The sequence below is a fragment of the Pantoea sp. SYBGC1 genome (assembly GCF_057197005.1).
In genome coordinates this window covers 19,662-41,469 of record NZ_JBXUNM010000012.1, presented here as the reverse complement: position 1 = coordinate 41,469, position 21,808 = coordinate 19,662, and the positions used below count along the sequence as shown (strand labels likewise).

Annotated in this window: 20 protein-coding genes and 2 tRNA genes; 20 read left to right on the top strand and 2 right to left on the bottom strand. The window is 55.0% G+C overall.

Features of this window, described 5'->3' with window-relative positions:
- Window positions 1–2 precede the first annotated feature (2 nt).
- From surE to rpoS, 4 genes are all read left to right on the top strand, one after another.
- On the top strand, window positions 3–761 hold the full coding sequence (gene surE / locus AC2CF9_RS16330; protein WP_484557504.1) for a 5'/3'-nucleotidase SurE: 759 nt from the start codon (window positions 3–5) through the stop codon (window positions 759–761).
- Entirely contained in the window at window positions 758–1,384 is a 627-nt protein-coding gene (locus tag AC2CF9_RS16325; RefSeq protein WP_484557475.1) for a protein-L-isoaspartate(D-aspartate) O-methyltransferase, read from the top strand. Before surE ends, AC2CF9_RS16325 begins: the two co-directional genes overlap by 4 nt.
- Window positions 1,385–1,550: 166 nt before the next feature.
- Window positions 1,551–2,690 (top strand): murein hydrolase activator NlpD, encoded by a 1,140-nt coding sequence (nlpD, locus tag AC2CF9_RS16320; RefSeq protein ID WP_484557474.1) that lies wholly within the window; start codon window positions 1,551–1,553, stop codon window positions 2,688–2,690.
- Between the two features lie 51 nt (window positions 2,691–2,741).
- Window positions 2,742–3,734: an RNA polymerase sigma factor RpoS gene (gene rpoS / locus AC2CF9_RS16315; RefSeq protein ID WP_484557473.1), complete on the top strand. Its 993-nt coding sequence runs from the start codon at window positions 2,742–2,744 to the stop codon at window positions 3,732–3,734.
- 57 nt (window positions 3,735–3,791) lie between these two features.
- Here the strand turns inward: rpoS and mutS are convergent, their stop codons facing one another.
- Window positions 3,792–6,347 (bottom strand): DNA mismatch repair protein MutS, encoded by a 2,556-nt coding sequence (mutS, locus tag AC2CF9_RS16310; protein ID WP_484557472.1) that lies wholly within the window; start codon window positions 6,345–6,347, stop codon window positions 3,792–3,794.
- 166 nt (window positions 6,348–6,513) lie between these two features.
- Here mutS and AC2CF9_RS16305 point away from each other — a divergent pair, with 166 nt between their 5' ends.
- The gene (locus tag AC2CF9_RS16305) at window positions 6,514–6,666 is read left to right on the top strand and encodes a hypothetical protein (protein WP_484557471.1); all 153 of its coding nucleotides are present in this window, start codon (window positions 6,514–6,516) and stop codon (window positions 6,664–6,666) included.
- 203 nt (window positions 6,667–6,869) lie between these two features.
- Window positions 6,870–7,040, top strand: coding sequence for a hypothetical protein (locus AC2CF9_RS16300; protein WP_190315056.1), 171 nt, complete (start codon window positions 6,870–6,872; stop codon window positions 7,038–7,040).
- Here AC2CF9_RS16300 and AC2CF9_RS16295 read toward each other — a convergent pair.
- Window positions 7,037–7,654, bottom strand: a complete 618-nt coding sequence (locus AC2CF9_RS16295) for a Fic/DOC family protein (protein ID WP_484557470.1) — start codon at window positions 7,652–7,654, stop codon at window positions 7,037–7,039. The two genes, AC2CF9_RS16300 and AC2CF9_RS16295, sit on opposite strands and share 4 nt — an antisense overlap.
- A 365-nt stretch (window positions 7,655–8,019) precedes the next feature.
- Between AC2CF9_RS16295 and AC2CF9_RS16290 the strand changes: the two genes are divergently transcribed.
- The 14 genes from AC2CF9_RS16290 (at window position 8,020) to AC2CF9_RS16225 (ending at window position 21,806) form a co-directional block, all read left to right on the top strand.
- On the top strand, window positions 8,020–9,009 hold the full coding sequence (locus tag AC2CF9_RS16290; RefSeq protein WP_190315058.1) for a LacI family DNA-binding transcriptional regulator: 990 nt from the start codon (window positions 8,020–8,022) through the stop codon (window positions 9,007–9,009).
- 357 nt (window positions 9,010–9,366) lie between these two features.
- Window positions 9,367–10,233, top strand: coding sequence for an ABC transporter substrate-binding protein (locus tag AC2CF9_RS16285; RefSeq protein WP_370513350.1), 867 nt, complete (start codon window positions 9,367–9,369; stop codon window positions 10,231–10,233).
- Window positions 10,234–10,254: 21 nt separating this feature from the next.
- On the top strand, window positions 10,255–11,739 hold the full coding sequence (locus AC2CF9_RS16280) for a sugar ABC transporter ATP-binding protein (RefSeq protein ID WP_283341192.1): 1,485 nt from the start codon (window positions 10,255–10,257) through the stop codon (window positions 11,737–11,739).
- The gene (locus AC2CF9_RS16275) at window positions 11,736–12,725 is read left to right on the top strand and encodes an ABC transporter permease (protein WP_052246438.1); all 990 of its coding nucleotides are present in this window, start codon (window positions 11,736–11,738) and stop codon (window positions 12,723–12,725) included. Before AC2CF9_RS16280 ends, AC2CF9_RS16275 begins: the two co-directional genes overlap by 4 nt.
- A 66-nt stretch (window positions 12,726–12,791) precedes the next feature.
- On the top strand, window positions 12,792–13,877 hold the full coding sequence (locus AC2CF9_RS16270; RefSeq protein WP_039379838.1) for an alcohol dehydrogenase catalytic domain-containing protein: 1,086 nt from the start codon (window positions 12,792–12,794) through the stop codon (window positions 13,875–13,877).
- A 129-nt stretch (window positions 13,878–14,006) separates the two neighbouring features.
- Entirely contained in the window at window positions 14,007–15,089 is a 1,083-nt protein-coding gene (gene mltB, locus AC2CF9_RS16265) for a lytic murein transglycosylase B (protein ID WP_484557469.1), read from the top strand.
- An 84-nt stretch (window positions 15,090–15,173) separates the two neighbouring features.
- Window positions 15,174–15,509 (top strand): zinc ribbon domain-containing protein YjdM, encoded by a 336-nt coding sequence (locus AC2CF9_RS16260; protein WP_150018640.1) that lies wholly within the window; start codon window positions 15,174–15,176, stop codon window positions 15,507–15,509.
- Between the two features lie 352 nt (window positions 15,510–15,861).
- Window positions 15,862–16,353, top strand: a complete 492-nt coding sequence (gene pncC, locus AC2CF9_RS16255; RefSeq protein ID WP_484557468.1) for a nicotinamide-nucleotide amidase — start codon at window positions 15,862–15,864, stop codon at window positions 16,351–16,353.
- Between the two features lie 93 nt (window positions 16,354–16,446).
- Complete coding sequence (recA, locus tag AC2CF9_RS16250) at window positions 16,447–17,517, top strand: recombinase RecA (protein WP_484557467.1); 1,071 nt, start codon at window positions 16,447–16,449, stop codon at window positions 17,515–17,517.
- A gap of 111 nt (window positions 17,518–17,628) precedes the next feature.
- On the top strand, window positions 17,629–18,144 hold the full coding sequence (locus AC2CF9_RS16245; RefSeq protein WP_484557466.1) for a regulatory protein RecX: 516 nt from the start codon (window positions 17,629–17,631) through the stop codon (window positions 18,142–18,144).
- A 135-nt stretch (window positions 18,145–18,279) separates the two neighbouring features.
- Window positions 18,280–20,907 (top strand): alanine--tRNA ligase, encoded by a 2,628-nt coding sequence (gene alaS / locus AC2CF9_RS16240; RefSeq protein WP_484557465.1) that lies wholly within the window; start codon window positions 18,280–18,282, stop codon window positions 20,905–20,907.
- A gap of 246 nt (window positions 20,908–21,153) precedes the next feature.
- Entirely contained in the window at window positions 21,154–21,339 is a 186-nt protein-coding gene (csrA, locus tag AC2CF9_RS16235; protein WP_039379826.1) for a carbon storage regulator CsrA, read from the top strand.
- A 292-nt stretch (window positions 21,340–21,631) separates the two neighbouring features.
- Window positions 21,632–21,724: transfer RNA gene (locus AC2CF9_RS16230), tRNA-Ser, on the top strand.
- 8 nt (window positions 21,725–21,732) lie between these two features.
- Window positions 21,733–21,806, top strand: a tRNA-Arg gene (locus tag AC2CF9_RS16225).
- The last annotated feature ends 2 nt before the right edge of the window (window positions 21,807–21,808 follow it).

Here is a 21,808-nt window from a genome sequence, read left to right as displayed (position 1 = left end):
AGATGCGGATATTGCTGAGTAACGACGATGGAATCCATGCGCCCGGCATTCAGACGCTGGCGCACGCGCTGCGGGAATTTGCTGAGGTACAGGTGGTGGCACCCGACCGCAACCGCAGCGGTGCCTCAAATTCACTGACGCTGGAAACGCCGCTGCGTACCTTCACGCATGCCAGCGGCGATATCGCTGTACAGATGGGGACACCCACCGACTGCGTCTTTCTCGGCGTGAACAAGCTGATGCAACCGCGTCCTGACATTGTGGTCTCAGGCATTAATGCCGGTCCCAATCTGGGCGATGATGTGATCTATTCCGGTACCGTTGCGGCTGCGATGGAGGGGCGTCATCTCGGCCTGCCGGCGCTGGCGGTGTCGCTGAATGGTCATACGCACTATGACAGCGCGGCAGCCGTAACCTGCGTGCTGCTGCGTGCGCTCTCCCGGGCACCGCTGCGTACCGGACGCATCCTCAATATTAATGTGCCCGATTTGCCACTGGCGCAGATTAAAGGCTTTCGCGTCACGCGCTGCGGCAGCCGCCATCCGGCAGAACAGGTGATTTGCACTGAAGATCCACGCGGCCAGCCGCTCTACTGGATAGGCCCGCCAGGTAAACAGCTTGATGCCGGCCCCGACACCGATTTTGCCGCCGTAGACGCCGGCTATGTTTCGCTGACGGCGCTGCATGTCGATCTCACCGCACACGCCGCGCAGAGCGTGCTGCATGACTGGCTGCTGCAGGCAGAGGTCTCACTGGCATGATAAACCGGCGCATCGACACGCTGTTAGCCCAGCTGCGGGCGCAGGGTATTACAGATGAGCGTCTGCTGCAGGCGATTGCGGATGTACCACGTGAACGCTTTGTTGATGAAGCGTTTGAGCACAAGGCGTGGGACAACATGGCACTCCCTATCGGCAGCGGACAGACCATTTCCCAGCCCTATATGGTGGCGCGTATGACCGCGCTGCTGGAGCTGAACCCGCACTCGCGCGTGCTGGAAATCGGCACCGGCTCCGGCTATCAGACCGCGATTCTCGCGCATCTGGTCGATCACGTCTGCTCCGTTGAGCGGATCAAAGGGTTGCAGTGGCAGGCTAAACGCCGCCTGAAGCAGCTCGACCTGCATAATATCTCTACCCGGCACGGTGATGGCTGGCTCGGCTGGCCCGCGCGCGGGCCGTTTGACGCCATCATTGTTACCGCAGCGCCGCCCGAAATTCCGACTGCGCTGATAGCACAGCTGAGTGAAGGTGGCAGAATGGTGCTGCCGGTGGGGGAGGACCACCAGGTGCTTAAGCGTCTGCGCCGCCATAAGGGCGAGCTGACGGAAGAGATTATCGAGCCGGTACGCTTTGTCCCGCTGGTGCAGGGCGACCTGGCGTAAGGGCGATCTTACGTATTTCTTCACAATCACAGCGTGGCATGGCGCAGGTGATATTGTTACTATCCTCTTTTTCGATAGCGATGCGCGTTTGAGCCTATTCGCGTAGAGATTTATGCGGTTCAGACCGCAAGAGAGTTCTGACCAGTATTGCCATCACGGGGGAGCAATGAGCACAGGAAGCACCGCATTTCAATTACGCCGTCTGGCGGCAGTCTCGCTGGTAGGTTTCTGGCTGGCTGGCTGTAGCTCTGGCGATAACACGCAGGCGCCTATCAGTCAGGTTGGCAGCAATAACGGCGGCGGTATGCTGACACCCCAGGGCGGCGGTATGGTCGCTCCACAAGGGGGCGGTATGGTTTCCGGGCAGAGTTCGCCGGTGCCCGCGATGCCACAGGGCGGAATGTTAAGCAGTAATACATCTTCTTCTGCACCCGCAGGCGGAATGATTAGTACCAGTAATAATGTTGCCACTGAAAACGGGCGAATTGTTTACAACCGAAATTACGGGAATATTCCGAAAGGCAGCTACGGCGGTGAAACCTATACCGTCAAACGTGGCGATACCCTGTTTTATATCGCCTGGATCACCGGCAACGACTTCCGCGATCTGGCTCAGCGCAACAACATCCCTGCGCCATATGGCCTGAGCGCCGGGCAAACCCTGCAGGTAGGCAACGGTAACGGTCAGACAATTACCGGTGGAAATGCAATAACGGCGGCCGATGCCAGCCAGAGTGGAGCCGCCGGAACAACGGCGCAAACGCAAATAAAATCCCCTGCTGTTGCACAGCAACCTGTTATTACGTATTCTGATGATTCAGGTTCGACAGGTGGGAAAATGCTACCGTCGAAAGGAGCAACTAATGTGGCAACGACCACAGCTCCGGTTACCGCACCGCCTACAGTCAGCAGCACTTCAAATAGCTCAACCCCGGTGGGGAGCTGGCGCTGGCCGACTGATGGCAAGATCATCGATAACTTCTCTGCTGCGGAAGGCGGAAACAAAGGTATCGATATCGCCGGGTCTCGCGGACAATCTGTTGTCGCTACCGCATCGGGAAGGGTGGTGTACGCAGGTAACGCGTTACGCGGGTACGGTAATTTGATCATCATTAAGCATAACGATGATTATCTGAGCGCCTACGCCCACAACGATACAATGCTGGTCCGGGAACAACAGGAAGTTAAGGCGGGGCAAAAGATAGCTACCATGGGTAGCACCGGTACCAGTTCAGTTAGATTGCATTTTGAAATTCGTTACAAGGGGAAATCCGTAAATCCGTTGCGTTATTTACCGCAGCGATAATCCGGCAGAACCTTTGGTGTTCTGCCCTTGGATCACGGGTAGGAGCCGCTTATGAACCAGAATACGCTGAAAGTTAATGAGTTACATGAAGATGCGGAATTCGAGGAGAACGGAGCTGAAGTTTTCGATGAGAAAGCTCTTGTTGAGAACGAATCTGGTGATAGCGAAGTAGCAGAAGAAGAGCTGTTGTCACAGGGTGCGACGCAACGAGTATTGGATGCGACGCAGCTCTACCTCGGAGAGATCGGTTATTCTCCGTTGCTGACGGCAGAAGAAGAAGTCTTCTTTGCGCGTCGTGCTTTACGAGGCGATATTCCTTCTCGCCGCCGCATGATCGAAAGTAACTTACGCCTGGTAGTGAAGATTGCCCGTCGTTACAGCAATCGTGGTCTGGCCCTGCTGGACCTGATTGAAGAGGGTAACCTTGGCCTGATTCGTGCCGTAGAGAAATTTGACCCGGAGCGCGGGTTCCGTTTCTCAACGTACGCTACCTGGTGGATTCGTCAGACTATTGAACGGGCTATCATGAACCAAACCCGTACAATTCGCCTGCCGATTCATATTGTCAAAGAGCTGAACGTTTATCTGCGTACCGCGCGTGAACTTTCACACAAGCTCGACCACGAGCCGAGTGCGGAAGAGATCGCCGAGCAGCTGGACAAGCCGGTTGATGACGTGAGCCGTATGCTGCGTCTCAATGAACGTATTACCTCGGTTGACACCCCGCTGGGTGGTGATTCCGAAAAAGCGCTGCTGGACATCCTGGCCGATGAGAAAGACAACGGTCCGGAAGACACCACGCAGGACGATGACATGAAACAGAGCATCGTTAAGTGGTTGTTTGAACTTAATGCCAAGCAGCGTGAAGTGCTGGCGCGTCGTTTCGGCCTGTTAGGCTATGAAGCGGCAACCCTGGAAGATGTGGGTCGCGAAATCGGGTTAACCCGCGAGCGCGTTCGTCAGATTCAGGTGGAAGGGCTGCGTCGCCTGCGGGAAATCCTGCAGACACAGGGCCTTAATATTGAAGCACTGTTTCGTGAATAAGCCATAATCAGCAGCATAAACGGTGACCTTTCAGGTCACCGTTTTTTTTGCCTGCGATCAGACCAGGCTTTTCAGCCGGTAGATCCACTCCAGCGCCTGCTTTGGCGTCAGGCTGTCAGGATCCAGCGCTTCCAGCGCATCCACCGCTGGCGAGGTCTCTGCCACCAGCAGAGGCAGCTGCGCGCCTCCATCTGCAGAAACGCTCTGACTGCCGGAAAGCGCCTCCAGCTCTTTCAGTTTCTGCCGCGCGCGCTTGATCACCTCTTTAGGTACGCCCGCCAGCGCCGCAACCGCCAGACCATAACTCTTGCTGGCGGCACCCTCCTGCACGCTGTGCATGAAAGCGATGGTATCGCCATGTTCAACCGCATCCAGATGCACATTCACAACACCCTCCAGTTTTTCCGGCAGCGTGGTCAGCTCGAAATAGTGGGTGGCAAACAGCGTCATCGCTTTGATGCGACTGGCAAGGCTTTCGGCGCATGCCCAGGCGAGTGACAGGCCATCATAGGTTGAAGTGCCGCGACCTATCTCATCCATCAGCACCAGACTATTTTCCGTCGCGTTGTGCAGAATATTGGCGGTTTCTGTCATCTCAACCATAAACGTTGAGCGGCCGGAGGCAAGGTCGTCTGCCGCACCGACGCGGGTAAAGATGCGATCGACAGGACCAATCACGACCTCTTCAGCCGGCACGAAACTGCCTATCCACGCCATCAGCGCAATCAGCGCGGTCTGGCGCATATAGGTGCTTTTACCGCCCATGTTCGGTCCGGTAATAATCAGCATGCGCCGCTGCATCGAGAGCGAGAGCGGATTGGCAATAAAGGGCTCTTTTAGTACCTGTTCCACCACCGGATGCCGGCCTGCGGTAATGCGGATCCCCGCTTTCTCCTGCAGCACCGGCCGGCAGTAGTTCAGCGTCCAGGCGCGCTCTGCCAGGCTGGCAAGCACATCCAGCTCGGCCAGCGCGGCCGCGCTCAGCTGCAGCGCTTCCAGATGTGGCAGCAGGCGATCGAACAGCTCCTCATAGAGGCCTTTTTCCAGCGCCAGCGCTTTGCCTTTGGAGGTAAGAACCTTATCTTCATACTCTTTCAGCTCAGGAATAATATAACGCTCGGCGTTTTTCAGCGTCTGGCGGCGCACATAGTGGATTGGCACCAGATGACTCTGACCGCGGCTGACCTGAATGTAGTAACCATGTACCGCGTTGAAGCCGACTTTCAGCGTATCCAGCCCCAGTTTTTCCCGCTCGCGGATCTCCAGCCGGTCAAGATAGTCACTGGCGCCGTCAGCCAGCGCCCGCCACTCATCGAGTTCAGCGTTGTAACCTGGCGCGATGACGCCGCCGTCACGCACCAGCACCGGCGGTGATTCAATGATCGCCTGCTCCAGCAGCGTACGCAGCTCAGCAAACTCGCCTGTCTGCCTGCGCAGGCTCACCAGCCGTTCCGCCTCTGCTCCGGCCAGCAGCTGATTGATTTCCGGCAGCTGCTGAAACGCATGCCGCATGCGTGCCAGATCGCGCGGGCGAGCGGTGCGCAGCGCCAGGCGTGCCAGGATGCGCTCCAGATCGCCTACCTGACGCAGGACCGGCTGCAGCGCGTCGCTCAGCGACTGCAATTCTGCAATCGCATCCTGACGCCGGACGATCGTTGTAAGGTCACGCAGCGGCATATGCAGCCAGCGCTTCAGCATACGGCTGCCCATCGGCGTGACGGTTTTATCCAGGACCGCTGCCAGCGTGTTATCGATCCCGCCAGCCAGATTCTGAGTAATTTCAAGGTTACGGCGCGTGGCCGCATCCATGATCACGCTATCCTGCTGGCGCTCCATGCTCAGGGAACGAATGTGTGGCAGCGTGGTACGCTGGGTATCTTTGGCATACTGCAGCAGACAGCCCGCAGCACGCAGCCCCAGATGCGCCTGCTCTACGCCAAATCCGCGCAGGTCGCGCGTACCAAACTGCAGATTCAGCTGCTGGCGCGCGGTGTCGATCTCAAATTCCCACAGCGGACGCCGCCGCAACCCGCGGCGCTGGTCAATGAGCGACATCGCCTGCAGATCTTCCGGGTAGAGCAGCTCCGCAGGATTCGTGCGCTGAAGTTCTGCTGCCATCGCTTCAGCGTCGCCCGGTTCGCTCAGGCGGAAACGCCCGGAGCTGATATCCAGCGTGGCGTAGCCAAAGCCGCGCTGGCTCTGGAAGATCGCAGCCAGCAGGTTATCCTGGCGCTCCTGCAACAGCGCTTCATCGCTGATAGTGCCGGGGGTGACAATCCGCACCACCTTGCGTTCAACCGGGCCTTTGCTCAGCGCCGGATCGCCGATCTGTTCGCAAATCGCCACTGACTCACCCAGCTGAACCAGTTTTGCCAGATAGCCTTCTACGGCGTGATAGGGCACCCCGGCCATCGGGATGGGCTCACCGGCTGAAGCACCCCGTTTGGTCAGGGAGATCTCCAGCAGTTGCGAGGCGCGCTTTGCATCATCAAAGAACAGCTCGTAGAAATCGCCCATGCGGTAGAACAGCAGGATGTCAGGGTGATCGGCTTTCAGGCGCAGATACTGCTGCATCATTGGCGTGTGAGCGCTGATATTCTCTAATGTACTCATAGTATTAGGGTGTCCATGTTTAAACATAAGCAGCGCGATACATGATTCTGATTCTCTTTTATCTGCCCCTCTTAAGGCTCAGCGTGGTTGCCAGAGGCTGGCTGAAGGGCGGGCAGTAACCTGAATGTGTTCACGAGTACGTGCTGATTATGATAACGGAGTCTGTATGGCAGGAAAACCGGCGCGCAGGGCTGTTTCTTCGAAGATGCTCGAAACAATGAAATCTGGCGATAGCAATAAAGCTGATGTCGAAGAAAATAGAGGTTTACACGTATTATGCAGGAAAACTGGTGTTAATTTCTTTTCTATCGTTACCTAAGCCTGGTCGGCCTGCTCCCCGTTGATTAACACACCGCGATGTTGGTGATGTCTTCATCAGTCACATGAGGACATCCCCAATAAGAGGCGATTTTCCGACGAACATCTCATCAGTATTCTCCGGGAGACCTGCGTGAATTCGCCTGGAAATTTTGGTATAATATTTGTTCGATGACTGTCCGCCCGGATTCTGCTGGAGCAACTATGAGCAACACCAAAAAAACTCAGACAACCTACGTAAAGCCATCTCGTGCTGACATCGTTCGCTCGGTAGCAACATCTACGGCTGTTGAGACAGGACAGTCCTCTGAGAAGATCGAAGCTTCCCTTGAAGCGGCGCGCAAAAAATTTGCTCATTTGCGTCTTGCGGTTTAATCCCTTCTTAAGGCCTCGCTGACCCAGTGTTTCATCGGTTCGTAGTCCATTGATATGCCAGCATGGATGGCCGATATATACCGGGTTTTGTTTTGCTCCCAGCTTTGATAATCCAGCGGTTTGTATCCTCTCTGCACGGCCATCACGTCGGCTAACAGGCGTGACAAGCATCCGTTTCCTTCTCTGAATGGATGGATAAGTATCAGCTCGACATGAGTTATGGCGATAGCGGTGATGAGCTGTTCATCATCCATGCCGCTACATGGCGTATATTGAGCCAGATACCTGTTGTCAAATTCGTTCAGCAGTTTTGGCAACTGCGCTGAGGGGGCAAACATAAAGCCGCCCTTGCTTATATTGACCGTTCTTTCTTGTCCTGCCCACTCGTAAATATTACCTGGCCAGCGGTGATGCCAGTTTTTTAGCAGGGCTACGCTGAGTTGTCCTTCCGGGAACTGTTCTTCAAAAACGGACCGGTAGAGTTGTTCTAACAGGACAAGTTCCGCTTCATCCATCTCATCGGAAGCAGAGATACCCAGTTTATTAGCCAGAACCTGTTCGCCAGAGTTTTTCTCATACTGGCCTTCACTGCTGGATACATGGTATCGGCTCATGGAGATGCCCTGTGTTATCAAAGGAATGGAAAAAGGAGGGATTATAACGCTGGATGAGGAATGTAAAAAATAAACGCAAAATCAGTCGCTTAAAAATGCAGATTAAAATATAGCTTTTATAATCTGCTGGAAAACAATTGTGATTAATCAGTGTCATCAGGCCAATGCATTATTAGCGTGTGGGCTGATATTCTCTAATGGACTCATAGTATCAGGAACGCAGGACTGTTTCTTCGGCCAGGCTTCAGAATTGCAGAATGAGCCGGTACTGTTTCTGCGCTGAGGGCGCAAAATGTCATCGTCAACATTTCACGAAAGCTGCTACCATCGCGTTACTCCTGCTGACACTGCCGATAGCGAATGTTATGACCCGAAAAAGTACCAAAGCGGCCACCATTAAAGATATTGCGCAGATTGCCGGCGTAACCAATATTACCGTTTCACGCGTGTTTACTGCCCCCGATAAGGTTAAACCCGAAACGCGCGAGCGGATCCTGGCCGCAGCACGCACGCTTAACTATGTGCCTAACGCGTTTGCCCGCAATATCAAGGCCAGCCAGAGTCCTATTATCGGCGTGGTTACCGACGATACATTTAATATCGTCTATTCCCATATCATCAAAGAGGTGTGCCGCCTGTCGGATGCCAAAGGCTATTCGGTCATGTTCTTTACCACGAACGGCAACCGGCAGATTGAGGCGCGCGCGCTGCAGACGCTGGTCAGCTATAAAGCGGCCGGGATTATTCTGTCGGTAGTGGAGGATTCTGACCGCTACGATAAAAGCCATATTGACGTGGTGCGCCACTCTTCAAGCCAGCTTATCCAGCTGGATCGTCAGTTTGATACGTTGCTGCCGGCGGTTTATATCAACAACAGCCGCGCCGGTGAGCTGGTTGCCGAAGCGATAATGAAAAAAGCGTTTCGCAATGTGCTGGTAATTGGCGGCAGCGAACACTCCCACATCACCCGGCAGCGTATTGCCGGGATCCGAAACGGAATCGACGAGCGGGTTACTCTGCACACGCTTTATACCGACTACCGCTACGAACATGCTAAGGCGATGATTCAGTCATGGTTCTCCACCACCCATGAACGCTACGATGCAATTGTCGGATTAAACGGCATGATCACGCTGGCGGCTATTAATCTGGCCAACAAATGGGGGATGCACGACACCGGCTTTATCTCTGTTGATGAAGTCCCCTGCGCCGAAGATTTTAATCAGGTTATTCCTTATGTTGCTCATGATACCGGCCAGTGGGCGCGGGTAGTGTCAGAAAATATCATCTCCGCTATCGAGGGCCGTCCCTACGAAACCCGTGTAATGCTTAACGGCTTCCTGAAAAACCTTTAGTTTCAAATGCCTGCCGGGTTTTTTCTGTAACAACACTGAAAGTGATGTTAACAAGATGTGATATGCCGCAAGGATCTTAAACTTGTCCCTCTGAGAATGTTGACGTTGTCATTTTGGGTGTTTAAATTTTGATCTCATATCTGGGGCGATGAATTTCCTAATCCGCAGATAGCGTATTCCTGGCATACAGGACGTTTTGATATTGATGTTAACGTCAACATTTCAGGTGCTGTTGCGCAGTGTTCCTGTACCGGCTTTATTTCGTAACGACGATAAGCAGTTAACTGAAAAGACCCGGAGAAAATTATGAAAGGCAAACTGAACACCCTGCTGGCGCTCTGTGTAACGGCCCCTTTAATGCTGTCATCCGCACTGGCGATAGCAAAGCCGCTGACTATCGGCATGTCCTTCCAGGAGATGAATAACCCCTATTTTGTCACCATGCAGGAAGCGCTCAAGGCTGCAGCCGGCAGCATGGGGGCCACGGTGATTGAGGCAGATGCCCGTCACGATGTCTCGAAGCAGATCAACGATATTGAAGATATGCTGCAGAAAAAAGTCGACATCCTGCTGATTAATCCGGCGGACACCAACGGTGTTGAAAATGCGGTAAACGAGGCAAAAAAAGCGGGCGTGGTGGTGGTGGCGATTGACGCTCAGGCTAAAGGTCCAATCGACTCTTTTGTCGGCTCCAAAAATTATGATGCCGGCCTGCAGGCCGGAGAGTTTCTGGCGAAAGCGCTGGGCGGTAAAGGTAAGGTCGCCATTCTTGATGGCATTCCGGTGGTGCCGATCATCGAACGCGTTAAAGGGTTTGAAGATGCCATGAAGAAGTATCCCGGCATCAAAATCGTTAACCGTCAGAACGGCAAACAGGAACGCGATACCGCGCTAAGCGTTACCGAAAATATGCTGCAGGCAGCGCCGGATCTGGCCGGCATTTTTAGCGTCAACGATACCGGTGCGCTCGGGGCCCTGGCGGCGATTCAGGCGAACGGCGCAGAGGTGAAACTGGTCAGCGTCGATGGCCAGCCGGAAGCGGTGAAAGAGATTGAGAAAGCGGGATCGCCGTTTATTGCAACCTCTGCGCAGTTCCCGCGTGACATGGTACGGCTGGGGCTGGGCGTGGCGATGGCGAAGCACTGGGGAAGTCAGGTGCCGGCTGCAGTGCCGCTTGACGTGAAACTGATCACGAAAGAGAACGCCAGCGGCTTTAGCTGGTAATGACTCCAGGGAGGCGCTGCCATGCCGTTACTGCAACTCAGCGGGATCAGTAAATCATTTCCGGGCGTACGCGCGTTAAACAACATCAACCTGACGCTGCACGCCGGTGAAATCCATGCGCTGCTCGGTGAAAACGGGGCGGGTAAATCCACGCTGATGAAGATCCTGAGCGGTATTTATCAGCCTGACAGCGGCGAAATCGCTATCGACGATCGGCCGCAGCAGTTTGCTGGCTATCGTCAGGCGATAACAGCTGGCGTGGGAATTGTCTTTCAGGAGTTCTCGCTGATACCGGGTCTTAATGCCGTCGAGAATATTTTTCTGAATCGCGAACAGCGTACCCGCTGGGGATGGCTGGATCGCCAGACGATGCGCAGCCGTACGCTGGCGCTGCTGGCGCGGCTGGGGGTTGAACTCGATCCGGACATTGCGGTAACGCATCTCAGCGTGGCGCAGCAGCAGTTTGTTGAGATTGCCAAAGCGCTGGCGCTAGATGCGCGGATCCTGATCCTTGATGAACCTACGGCAACGCTGACGCCGGGTGAAGCTGAGCATCTTTTCCGGGTGATGCGCGACCTGCGGCAGCAGGGGGTGGGCATGCTGTTTATCTCGCATCATCTGGAGGAGATCTTTGCGGTATGCGACACCATTACGGTACTGCGCGACGGAGGCTATGTTGGCACGCTCCCGGTGAGCGACTGCAGCAGCGAGCAGCTGGTAAAAATGATGGTGGGCCGTCAGGTGGCACAGCATTTCCCCGATAAGCTGCCGCTGCCGGCGGCAACGCTACCGCTGCTGGAGGTCAATCTGCAGCGCCAGCGTCAGGGGCCCGCAGACGCTTTTCAGCTCTGGCCCGGGGAAATCCTCGGCTTTGCCGGGCTGGTGGGATCGGGCCGCACCGAAACCGCCTGCGCGATGCTGGGTGCACAGGCGTGCTGGCAAAAAGAGGTGCGCCTGAATGGCGAGCCGCTGCGGCTGCGTACGCCCGCCGATGCCTTAGAGCAGGGGATCGGACTGCTGCCGGAAAACCGCAAAACCGAAGGGCTGGTACTGCCGTTTAGCGTGGCGCATAACATCACGCTGAACCGGCAGATCACCCACGGCGGATTTCTGCACCATGTGCGCGAGCGTGAAGTGGTCAGCGATCTTATCCGCAGGGTTGGCGTGAAAACGCCGTCAGCGGAGCAGGAGGTGAATACGCTTAGCGGCGGTAATCAGCAAAAGGTGGTCATTGCGCGCTGGCTGAATAATGACTGCAAAGTGCTGATCTTTGACGAACCCACACGCGGTATCGATGTGGGGGCAAAAATGGAAATTTATCAGCTGATGCAGCAGCTGACCCGTAAGGGCATCGCCATCATCGTCATCTCTTCTGAGCTGCCGGAGATTATTGGCCTCTGTCACCGGGTGCTGGTGTTTCGCAACGGACATATTGCGCAGGAGCTTCACGATACGGCAATCAACGCTGAAACCATCATGCTACACGCTACGGGGAACGCATCATGAGTATTCTCTCTAATTCCATGCTGTCACAAACGTCGCGCAGGCGCGGCCGGCTCGACCGCTGTCTGCACCATCCCGCCTTCCTGCCATTTGTCGGTTTTGTGCTGCTGTTTATTGTGATGATTTTTCTCAACGATAGCTTTCTGACCGCGAACAACCTCAGTAACGTGGCGCGTCAGGTCTCTATCAACGCCATTATTGCCGTGGGAATGACCTGTGCCATCTTAACCGGCGGGATCGATCTGTCGGTGGGATCGGTGATGGCGCTCTCCGGTACCGTTGCCGCCGGTCTGATGGTGGCGGGAATTCCGATGCCGCTGGCGGTGCTGGCCGGATTACTGATCGGTATGGGTTTTGGTGCCCTGAACGGCGGCTGTATCGCCTGGCTGCGGATGCCGCCCATCATCGTTACGCTCGCCAGCATGGGGATCGCACGGGGACTGGCGCTGATGTACACCGGGGGATATCCCATCTCCGGCCTGCCGGAAAGCTTCATGATGTTTGGTCGTGCCAGTCTGCTGGGTATTCAGGTGCCTATTTTAATCATGCTGGTGGTCTATTTGCTGGCGTGGATCCTGCTGCATCAGAAGCCCTTTGGTCGTCACGTCTACGCTCTGGGCGGCAATGAAGAGGCCGCGCGCCTGAGCGGTATCCGCGTCTCCCGTACCAAGCTCTGGGTATATATCATCAGCGGCCTCACGGCAGCCGTGGCCGGTATTGTGCTCAGTTCGCGTCTGATGAGCGGACAGCCCAACGCCGGTAACGGATTTGAGCTGGATGCGATCGCTGCTGTCGTGCTGGGCGGGGCGGCAATAGCCGGCGGTAAAGGTGCCATTCTTGGGACGCTGGTGGGCGCGATGATGCTCGGCATTCTTAATAATGGCCTGAATCTGATGGGGGTTTCACCCTATGTGCAGATTGTGATTAAAGGCGGGATCATTCTGGGCGCGATCTGGCTGAGTTCCGTTAAGCGTAAAGCACACCGTTAAGATGGCCTGCGGGTCATCTCTCTGCCACTCAATGTTGACGTTAACATTTATCGAAAAGGATACGCTATGAATATTCTGCCGCAACAGATCAAAAGCCTGGTGAACTATGGCCCGCGCGATTATCGCCTGGAGACATTACCGCTGCCTGAGCCGAAGGCACGCGAGCTACTGGTAAAAGTGGGAGCATGTGGTATCTGCGCGTCTGACGTCCACTGCTGGCACGGGGCGCCAATGTACTGGGGAGATGGCAATCCGGAAAAAGCCTGGGTTAAAACGCCAGTAGTGGTGGGGCATGAGTTTTATGGCACGGTAGTCGGATATGGCGAGGGCGCGCTGGAGCATTTTGGCGTGTCGCCTGGCGACCGCGTCATCGCTGAACAGATTATTCCCTGTAATCAGTGCCGCTTCTGCAAAGATGGCAAATACTGGATGTGCGAAAAGCACGACATCTACGGCTTTCAGACGCAGGACTCTGATGGCGGTATGACCGAATATATGCTGTTCAAAGCCAACAGCCGGGTGCATAAAATTCCTGATACGCTGACGCACGAAGAGTGCGCGCTGATTGAGCCCTTCGCCTGTGCGGTCCACGCGGTGAACCGCGCGGCGATTGAATTCAATGATGTGGTGGTACTTGCGGGGGCTGGCCCGCTCGGCACCGGCATGATTCAGGCTATCCGCCTCAAAAACCCCAAACTGTTTATTGTGCTGGATACCATTCCGGAACGTCTGGCGCTGGCGAAAAAGCTGGGGGCCGATCTGGTTTTCAACCCGCTGGAGCAGGATGTGGATGCGGAGGTGCGTAAACTCACTGACGGCTACGGCTGCGACATCTATATAGAGGCGACCGGCAACCCGCTGGCGGTCAATCAGGGACTGCAGATGATTCGGCGCATGGGCCGCTATGTCGAGTTCAGCGTCTTTGGTAAACCGGCAACGGTAGACTGGTCGATCATTGGCGACCGCAAAGAGCTGGATGTGCGCGGCTCGCATCTTGGCCCGCACTGCTATGAAACGGTTATCAGCTTTTTTGAAAAAAAATGGTTCACCGCAGAAGGCATTGTTACGCACAGTTTTCCGCTGGCGGAGTGGGAGCAGGGTTTTGCAATGGCATCAGGTCGCGAATCGATCAAAGTGCTGCTGGTACCCTGAAGCCGTTACGTGCGCCACCTCATCCAGAGGGGCGCACACACCGCGTAAAGTTACGACATTACTCTGTCCGTTAATGCGCTGAACGACTACCATATGCGTTCAGGTTTTTTGCTCGCTTATGGATATCTAATGCGTATTAAGGTTGCCCTCATTCCGTTGTTTTTCCTGCTTGCTGCCTGCAGCAGCAAGCCTGCGCCTCATCAGCAAGGCGATGTTGTGCCGGCACCTAAAGGCGGCTTCCTGCTGGATTCGTCGCATGCGGTTCAGCCGATGTTTGGTGACTTTGCCGGCAACCCGGCAGCAGAACAATTTATCGATCGGATGGTAGCGAAACATGGTTTTGATCGCGATCAGCTGCATGCGGTTATCGGCCAGGCAAAGAGGCTCGATTACGTGCTGCGTCTGATGGATCAGCAGGCACCGAGCTATACGCCGCCAGCGGGGCCAAACGGCGCCTGGCTGCGCTACCGGAAAAAATTTATCACGCCTGATAACGTACAGAATGGCGTAGCGTTCTGGAATCAGTATGAAGATGCTCTGCAGCGGGCGCAGCAGGTTTATGGCGTACCGCCGGAAATTATCGTCGGCATTATCGGCGTTGAGACGCGCTGGGGCCGGGTGATGGGCAAAACCCGTCTGCTGGATGCGCTGGCGACGCTCTCGTTTAACTATCCGCGCCGCGCCGCCTATTTCAGCAGCGAGCTGGAGACCTTCCTGCTGATGGCGCGCACCGAACAGGACGATCCGCTGGATCTGCGCGGATCCTTTGCCGGGGCAATGGGCTATGGCCAGTTTATGCCCTCATCCTATAAAGAGTACGCGGTGGATTTCAGCGGAGATGGTCATACCAATCTCTGGGATCCGGTTGATGCGATTGGCAGCGTCGCAAACTATTTCAAAGCGCACGGCTGGCGCAGCGGTGAAACAGTCGCCGTACCGGCGAGCGGACAGGCACCCGCGCTGGAGAATGGCTTCAAAACGCGTTATCCGGTTGCCACGCTGGCGGCCAGCGGTCTGACCCCGCAGGGCTCACTGAATGGCAACAGCGAAGCCAGCCTGCTGCGACTCGATCTGGGCACCAGCTATCAGTACTGGTACGGCCTGCCTAACTTCTATGTAATTACGCGTTATAACCACAGCACGCATTACGCAATGGCCGTATGGCAGCTGGGAGAGGCGGTCGCCAAAGCGCGGCAGGGTAATCTGCTTTAATGCTGTCCTTATAAAGTGTGAGGATATAATATGGCACCCTCTTTGCGGTGCCATTTCACCGCATGCAGATTATCAGGAGCATTTATGGAGCATTTACCCGCCTGTCCGCTGTGTCAGGCTGATTACACCTGGCAGGATGGCGATAACCTCAACTGCCCGTCGTGCGGTCATATCTGGTCCGCCAGCGCTGCAGAAGCGAACGATACGCTGCTGGTACGCGATGCCAATGGCAACGCGCTGGCAGATGGCGACAGCGTCACCGTGGTCAAAGATTTAAAGGTAAAGGGCAGCTCTTCGGTGCTGAAAATCGGTACCAGGGTCAAAAGTATTCGTCTGGTTGAAGGCGATCACAATATTGACTGCAAAATCGAGGGCTTTGGCCCGATGAAACTCAAATCTGAGTTTGTGAAAAAGAGCTGACGGCAGGACGGCGCTGGCCGTGCTGCTTTATTTCCTGAATATGTTCACGCCTCCCGCTTTCGGTTCCTGCTGCGCCACCCTCTGTACTGAACGCCGCTAATCTCATTCACTGCTGAACGTCAGCGCCTGCCTGGCACAGATCGGGACTATGCTTGATGAAGCCGTACTGACCCCGGCCGATCCGGCACGCGGCAACGGCACGCTGCTGTGCGCTCTCCCGCATCCGGTCAGGATGACATGAAACCGGACCGGAGGCAGCGGAAGCAGGGCCGCAAATTTCACTGCTGCTGGTTGAAAAGCGCCGTCTGCCGCTCCATTTACTGCTAACGTTGCGCCGCAAAAGGAGAAAGCGATGAATGATGAACAGCTGCAGCAGTTAAGCCGTCAGATTGGCGAAAAGCTTATAGCGCGCCACGCCAGCGTGACGACGGCTGAATCCTGCACCGGCGGCTGGATTGCCAAAGTTTTTACGGATATCAGCGGCAGCTCTGCCTGGTTTGAGCGCGGATTTGTCACCTATAGTAATAGTGCCAAGCAGCAGATGGCAGGCGTGCAGGCGAGCACGCTTGCGCGCTATGGCGCAGTGAGTGAAGAGACGGTGCGTGAGATGGTGGCAGGCGCGTGTCAGGCGGCGCAGGCACCTTATGGGATCGCTGTAAGCGGCATTGCAGGGCCGGGCGGCGGCAGCGCAGATAAACCCGTCGGCACCGTCTGGTTTGCCCTTGCCGGACCGGAGGGTATCTTTACGCAACGCTGTGTTTTTGCAGGCGATCGCGAGGCGGTGCGGCGTCAGTCGGTGGCGTGGGCGCTGCAGACGCTGCTTGATCAATTTCTGATAAATTAGGCTTGATACTGTATGATTATACAGTATAATTATTGGCAACAGAACGAGCGGACACAGCCAGTGTTTGCTCACCCGGCATGATTAGGAGTGTAAATGGCGATCGACGAGAACAAACAGAAGGCTTTAGCTGCCGCACTGGGCCAGATTGAAAAACAATTTGGTAAAGGCTCCATCATGCGTCTGGGTGAAGACCGCTCGATGGATGTAGAAACTATTTCTACCGGCTCCCTGTCGCTGGACATCGCACTGGGTGCGGGTGGTCTGCCGATGGGACGTATCGTAGAGATCTACGGACCGGAAGCTTCTGGTAAAACCACGCTGACGCTGCAGGTTATTGCGGCTGCACAGCGTAAAGGTAAAACCTGCGCCTTTATCGATGCTGAGCATGCGCTGGATCCGGTCTATGCGAAAAAGCTGGGCGTGGATATCGATAATCTGCTCTGTTCACAGCCGGATACCGGTGAGCAGGCGCTGGAAATCTGTGACGCGCTGGCACGTTCAGGTGCCGTTGATGTCATCATCGTTGACTCCGTTGCGGCGCTGACGCCTAAAGCGGAAATCGAAGGTGAGATCGGTGACTCGCACATGGGTCTGGCGGCACGAATGATGAGCCAGGCGATGCGTAAGCTGGCAGGTAACCTGAAACAGTCCAATACGCTGCTGATCTTCATCAACCAGATCCGTATGAAAATTGGTGTGATGTTTGGTAACCCGGAAACCACCACCGGTGGTAACGCGCTGAAGTTCTACGCGTCCGTTCGTCTTGATATCCGCCGTATCGGTGCGATCAAAGAGGGCGACGAAGTGGTAGGTAGCGAAACGCGCGTGAAAGTGGTGAAGAACAAAATCGCTGCACCGTTTAAGCAGGCAGAATTCCAGATCATGTATGGCGAAGGGATCAACACCTTTGGTGAGCTGGTAGACCTGGGCGTGAAACACAAGCTGGTGGAGAAAGCCGGTGCGTGGTACAGCTACAACGGCGACAAGATTGGTCAGGGTAAAGCAAACGCGACCAACTTCCTGAAAGAGAACCCGGCAATTGCGAACGAGATCGACAGCAAACTGCGTGAGGCGCTGCTGACAGGTGCGACAGCAGAGGCAAATACTAAAGAGCCTTCTGACGCTGAGCTTGAAAACGCGGGCGAAACTAACGAAGACTTTTAATATCAGCGGGAGCAGCAATGCTCCCGTTTTCTTTTTTACTCCTCTGCACGCTTTCCGCTCTCTGCCCCCCATGCTTTACCCTGTCCGTTACCAACAGTAAGGCTAATGCGTATGTCATCAACATCATCACAGGCACCGGTGCCTGATTTCTCCCGTTTACTTGACCGCGCTATGCGTCTGCTTTCACAGCGCGATCACAGCCGCAGCGAGCTGAAGCGCAAACTGCAGCTCTCCGGCCAGCGTGCGGCCTATCTGCAGCAGCAGGAAAATATCCCGATTCCGGATGAGCTGCTGGAAAAAGTGCTCGACTGGTGTCAGGAAAATGGCTGGCTGAACGATAATCGATTTACTGAGCGTTTTATCCAGAGCCGGGCGCGCAAAGGATATGGTCCGCAGCGCGTCAGGATGGAGCTGCAGCAAAAAGGCATCGGACGCGACGAGATTAATCAGGCGCTGGCAGAAAGTGACGTGGACTGGACAGCGTGTGCTACAGAGCTTGCCAGACGTAAGTTTGGCGAGCCGCTGCCGCAAACCTGGGCAGAAAAAAGCAAAGTACAGCGTTTTCTGATGACAAAAGGCTTTATGATGGAAGATATTCAGGCGGTTTTCAGAAATAGTGACGACTGAAAGGCAATGTGATTTTACTTCCTATTGCAGAAATTTTATCTTATTCCCACTTTTTGTTCCTGAGTCAGCGACGGACCGGATAGACAGGGTTTGTCAGCGAAAGGGAACGTTCGTTAGCGTGATTCCAGGAATTTTATGAGCAAGAGCACTGCTGAGATCCGTCAAGCGTTTCTCGACTTTTTTCATAGCAAGGGACATCAGGTTGTAGCCAGCAGCTCCCTCGTACCGAATAACGATCCAACGCTGCTGTTTACCAACGCCGGCATGGTGCAGTTCAAAGACGTTTTCCTTGGCCAGGACAAGCGTGATTACACGCGTGCGACCACCTCACAGCGCTGCGTGCGCGCAGGCGGCAAGCATAACGATCTGGAAAATGTGGGGTATACCGCACGCCATCACACCTTCTTTGAAATGCTGGGCAACTTCAGTTTCGGCGACTATTTCAAGCAGGAGGCGATTGCTTATGCCTGGGAACTGCTGACGGGGGAGCAGTGGTTCAGCCTGCCAAAAGAGCGTTTATGGGTAACCGTTTACGAAACCGATGACGAAGCCTTTGACATCTGGGCTGACCAGATCGGTGTGCCGCGCGAACGCATTATTCGTATTGGCGACAACAAGGGCAGCGCATACGCATCTGATAACTTCTGGCAGATGGGCGACACCGGTCCCTGCGGTCCCTGTACTGAAATTTTCTACGATCATGGCGACCATATCTGGGGAGGCCCGCCGGGCAGCCCGGAAGAAGATGGCGATCGCTATATTGAGATCTGGAATATCGTGTTTATGCAGTTCAACCGTCAGGCTGACGGCACCATGCAACCGCTGCCTAAGCCGTCGGTGGATACCGGCATGGGGCTGGAGCGTATCGCGGCAGTCCTGCAGCATGTGAACTCCAACTATGAGATCGATCTCTTTGCGCAGCTGATCAAATCTGTAGCTCAGGTCACGGGCGCAAGCGACCTCAATAACAAATCGCTGCGCGTTATCGCGGATCATATCCGCTCCTGCGCCTTCCTGATTGCCGATGGCGTTATGCCATCGAATGAGAATCGTGGCTATGTGCTGCGCCGCATCATTCGTCGTGCGGTTCGCCACGGCAACATGCTGGGCGCGAAAGAAGCATTCTTCTATAAGCTGGTGGCGCCGCTGATTGAGGTCATGGGCGCTGCGGGTGAAGATCTGAAGCGTCAGCAGAAGCTGGTAGAAAATGCGCTGAAAGCGGAAGAGGAGCAGTTTGCTAAAACGCTGGAGCGTGGTCTGGCGCTGCTGGATGACGAGCTGGCAAAAGTGAGCGGTGACACGCTGGATGGTGAAACCGTCTTCCGTCTCTATGATACCTTTGGCTTCCCGGCGGATTTAACCGCTGACGTCTGTCGCGAGCGCAATCTGAAAATTGATGAGGCGGGCTTTGAAGCTGCCATGGAGCAGCAGCGCCAGCGCGCGCGCGAAGCCAGCGGCTTTGGCGCGGACTACAATAGCGTTATTCGCGTTGATGCCGTAACCGAATTTAAAGGTTATGAAGAGCTGACGCTGAACGCCACGATTGAGGCGCTGTTTGTTGATGGTCAGGCAGTGGAGCAGATTACCGCTGGACAGGATGCCGTCGTGATCCTGAACGCTACGCCATTCTACGGTGAATCAGGCGGGCAGGTGGGGGATACCGGCGTACTCACAGGGCAGAATGCTGAATTTAGCGTGCAGGATACGCAAAAGTATGGCAAAGCACTGGGACATATCGGTAAGCTCGCTCATGGTCAGCTGCGCATCGGTGATGCGCTGCAGGCGCAGGTAAACGAAGCGCGTCGTGCACGTATTCGTCTGAATCACTCGGCAACGCATCTGATGCATGAAGCACTCCGTGAAGTGCTGGGCGATCACGTCGGGCAGAAAGGCTCGCTGAATAACGATAAGTATCTGCGTTTTGACTTCTCACATTCTGAAGCGATGAAGCCGCAGCAGATCCGCGAAGTTGAAGATATCGTCAACGCACAAATTCGCCGCAACCTGCTGATTCAGACCGATATCATGGATCTGGAAGAGGCTAAAGCGCGTGGGGCGATGGCGCTGTTTGGTGAGAAGTACGATCAGCGGGTGCGCGTGGTCAGCATGGGCGAATATTCAGTGGAGCTGTGTGGCGGTACGCACGCTGCGCGCACGGGTGATATCGGCCTGTTCCGCATTCAGTCTGAGTCGGGTACGGCTGCCGGTATTCGTCGTATCGAGGCGCTGACAGGTGAAGCGGCAATTGCTCAGCTGCATGCACAGAGCGATCAGCTGGCTGACATTGCTCAGGTGGTGAAGGCCAACAGCAGCAATCTTAGTGAGAAGGTGCGCGGTCTGGTTGATAATGTACGCGCGCTGGAGAAAGAGCTGCAGCAGCTACGCGACCAGCAGGCAGCACAGGAGAGCGCGTCGCTGAGCAGCAGCGCCATTGAAATCAAGGGCGTTAAACTGCTGGTAAGTGAGCTGAGTAACACTGAACCGAAAATGCTGCGTACGATTATGGATGACCTTAAAAACCAGCTTGGGTCTGCCGTGATCGTACTGGCAACGGTAGCAGAAGGTAAGGTTTCGCTGATTGCAGGCGTAACCAAAGATCTGACCGACTGCGTGAAAGCAGGTGAGCTGATTAGCGAGCTGGCCGTTCAGGTGGGCGGAAAAGGCGGTGGACGTCCTGACATGGCGCAGGCGGGCGGGACCAATCCGCAGGCGCTGGCAGGCGCGCTGGCAGGCGTACAGGAGTGGGTAAGCAGCCGGCTGTAACAATTAAAATTAAGCGTTGTATAGCGCCAGGAACGTCTGTTCCGGCGCTTTTTAGTGCAATGGACACCAGGTAATGACAAAGTCCGGTCGATGTAGTGTATTTCGGCTAAACTAATTATCAGCAGAATGTATTGGCGTGACAAATCACAATGGTGTATTTGTCATAGGCATTGTTCAGCGGTATATGATGGATATGGCCGGGAGCCCGAACAGGCCCGACTCTTTTAATCTTTCAAGGAGCAAAGAATGCTTATTCTAACTCGTCGAGTTGGTGAAACCCTCATGATTGGCGATGAGGTGACTGTAACGGTGCTGGGCGTTAAAGGTAACCAGGTCCGCATTGGCGTTAATGCGCCAAAAGAAGTATCGGTACATCGTGAAGAGATTTATCAGCGTATTCAGGCTGAAAAAACACAAACCACGGGTTACTAACGTTTTCAGCGTCTCGCTCATGGGCGAGACGCTACCTTTCTGCTCCCTCCCTCCGTTTATTTCTGTTTTAGCTCCTTCGCTTTTTTCATTACTGCTCTGCCTTTTGCTGTTGATAAATCACCCTTTTCGCCGTTAAATCAGCCGAATTGTGCGTCATTTGTGCAATCAAACGCGCGAGTGAAAAAAGTCGGGAGAAATTGTTTGACTTATAAGTCCGGGAAAGTAATATGTGCGCCACGCAGTGCCGATGAGCAGAAACAAGTTCAGAAGCACGGTTCGGAAGAACGCGTAAGGTGAGGTGGCCGAGAGGCTGAAGGCGCTCCCCTGCTAAGGGAGTATGCGGTCAAAAGCTGCATCCGGGGTTCGAATCCCCGCCTCACCGCCATTTCCGATGCATCCATAGCTCAGCTGGATAGAGTACTCGGCTACGAACCGAGCGGTCGGAGGTTCGAATCCTCCTGGATGCACC